We start from the raw sequence: 2,504 nt of genomic DNA, 5'->3' as shown, positions 1-2,504 counted from the left end.
TGTCAACGGCGGTGAGAAAGTCTGCCATTGGGCGGAGCAAAAGTCGTCCACTGTTTGGGTTACCGGCGCCTTGGCAAACGCGCTCCCAAATAGCTGGCGGTTGCCAAGGCGTCTTGGTCCGTCAGGACCAATCTCTTCTGTGCCTTAGGAGTTCTGCCGGGCCCTGCTCTGTGCCAGGCGATAGCTTTCTCCGTTCATCTCCAGAATGCTGACGTGGTGGGTCAGCCGGTCGAGCAAGGCACCAGTGAGGCGCTCCGATCCGAATGTTTCGGTCCATTCATCGAAGGGCAGGTTCGAGGTGATCAGGATCGAGCCGCGCTCGTATCGCTGAGAGATCAGTTCGAACAACAGTTCGGCGCCGGTTTTGCTGAGGGGCACGAAGCCCAACTCGTCGATGATCAGGAGCTTCTGCTTCACGAGTTGCTTTTGAAGGCGCAGGAGCTGGCGCTCGTCGCGGGCTTCCATCAACTCGTGCACGATGGCCGCGGCAGTAGTAAAGCGAACCGCCAGGCCTTTCTGGCAGGCGGCCAGACCGAGGCCGAGCGCCACGTGGGTCTTACCGGTGCCGCTGGGGCCGAGAGCGATGACGTTCTCTCCGCGGTCGATCCATTCACCACGCGCCAACTCCAGGACCTGCATCTTGTTCAAAGAAGGGATCGCGGCAAAATCGAAGCTATCAAGGCTCTTGGTCGCCGGGAATTTCGCGGCCTTGATCCGGCGTTCGATCATCCGCCGCTCCCGGTCGATGAGCTCGAGCTCGATCAGACGGGCCAGGAACTGGACATGGTCGCGGCCCTCGGAGGCACACAGCCGAGCCTGTTTGTCGTATTCCCGCAGGATGGTCGGCAGCTTCAGCTTCTTGAGTTGGTGGTTCAGCAGGATCTGTGGTGTCTCCGTCATGTCGAGGCACCTGTTGTCAGGCACATGTAGCTGGCCGGAGATGTCGTCGCCACCTTGGCCCGCGGCAGGAACGGGTAGACATCCAGATCGAGCCTCGGCGGCCGCCGCTCCACCCGACACAGCACCAGATGCTTCACGGCATCAAAACTGATCGCACCCATCTGGAGAGCCGTCTTCACGGCAGCATGAACCTCCTCCATCTCGAAGCTTTCGAGCAGCCGTAGGACCTGCACGTATTCGCGCCGTCCGGCTTTCAGCATGCGTGCCTCCATTAGCTTCTGAAGAGTATCAAACGCCTTGGGAAGCTCCCATCCGGCCAGCGGAGCTGCCTGTTCGAAAGCGTTTATCTTCTTCTCAATCAGCGGCAGGTAATGAACCGGATCGAAGACCATGTCCTCGCGGTTGTAGCTGCGAACATGCCGCGCGATGACCTCGCCGCCACATCCGATCACCAGTCGGTCGACATAGGCGCGGATCCAGACATCGCGGTGTCCAAAGGCAACCGGTACGGAATAATCATTGGTCTTGTAACGTACCAACGCGAGCGAACTGACCCGACCCGTTGCCTGGTCACAGGCTTCGAAAGACCGGGCGGGAAGCGGCGCCATGATCTCCAGATCGCGTTGAAGTCGCTCTCCAATCGTCTCATTGTGCCCGCGCAGCTTGTCGTTTTGGCGCTTACGGCACTGCTCTTCGAGCCAGTTGTTGAAGGCATCCCAAGTCGGAAAACTCGGGACCGGCACCATGAAGTTGCGCCGGGAATAGCCAACCAGCCCTTCGACGGACCCCTTGTCGTTGCCCTTGCCGGGACGCCCGTAGCGGTCCCGGATCACGTAGTGGGACAGCATCTCGCTGAACAGCCGCGCGCGTCTGCGAGTTCCGTCGGGCTCGATCTTCGCCACAAGGCACCGGTCGTTGTCGTACAGGATCGACTGCGGAGCCGCCCCGAAAAACCCAAAGGCATGGACGTGGCCATCCATCCAGGCCTCTGCGGTCGCCGCCGGATAGGCCCGGACGTAGCAGGCGTCGCTGTGCGGCAGATCCAAGGCAAAGAAGTGGGCCTTCTGTTCAATGCCACCGATCACAACAATCGCTTCGCCGAAGTCGGCCTGAGCATGGCCGGGTGCATGGTTAAGCGGCACGAACATCTCGCGATGCCGTCGACCGTGTTCCCGAACATAATCCTTGATGATGGTGTAACCACCCTCGAAGCCATGCTCATCGCGCAGGCGTTCGAAGATCCGCTTGGCCGTATGCCGCTGTTTGCGCGGTCGCTGCCGATCTTCTGACAGCCATTGATCGATGATCCCGGTGAACCCATCCAGCTTGGGCCGCCGGATCGGTGCTGACCGCCGGTAGCCGGGCGGGACCGAAAACGCCAAGATCTTGCGAACGCTGTCACGTGATATCCCGAAATGCCGGGCCGCTTCTCGCTGGCTCATGCCCTCGGCACAGGCCAGACGCACTTTACGATACAAATCCACGGAAAAGATCCTCCCGCCCCCCCCGTTACGAAAAGAAGGGCAAAGATGGACGACTTTTACGCCGCCCGCAGCAGGGTTATCCCGCCGCTACCGTGGTCGACTTTCTCACCGCCGTTCTCA

2 protein-coding genes are annotated in these 2,504 nt (G+C 60.4%); both read right to left on the bottom strand.

All coding sequences use genetic code 11. The features are described 5' to 3' along the window. Positions 1 to 144 precede the first annotated feature (144 nt). Positions 145 to 900, bottom strand: a complete 756-nt coding sequence (gene istB / locus ACR0LN_RS23845; protein WP_170434935.1) for an IS21-like element helper ATPase IstB — start codon at positions 898 to 900, stop codon at positions 145 to 147. Next, the gene (istA, locus tag ACR0LN_RS23840; RefSeq protein ID WP_480433218.1) at positions 897 to 2,384 is read right to left on the bottom strand and encodes an IS21 family transposase; all 1,488 of its coding nucleotides are present in this window, start codon (positions 2,382 to 2,384) and stop codon (positions 897 to 899) included. The genes istB and istA overlap by 4 nt, the downstream gene beginning before the upstream one ends. Positions 2,385 to 2,504 lie beyond the last annotated feature (120 nt).

The sequence above is a fragment of the Ruegeria sp. AA6 genome, assembly GCF_056542865.1.
Note: the sequence above shows the minus strand (reverse complement) of the source record. Positions and strands in the feature narration are given on the sequence as shown.

Bases quoted from the DNA above. Each gene is read 5' to 3' on its own strand.
- istB (WP_170434935.1), bottom strand. From the start codon at position 900: ATGACGGAGACACCACAGATCCTGCTGAACCACCAACTCAAGAAGCTG.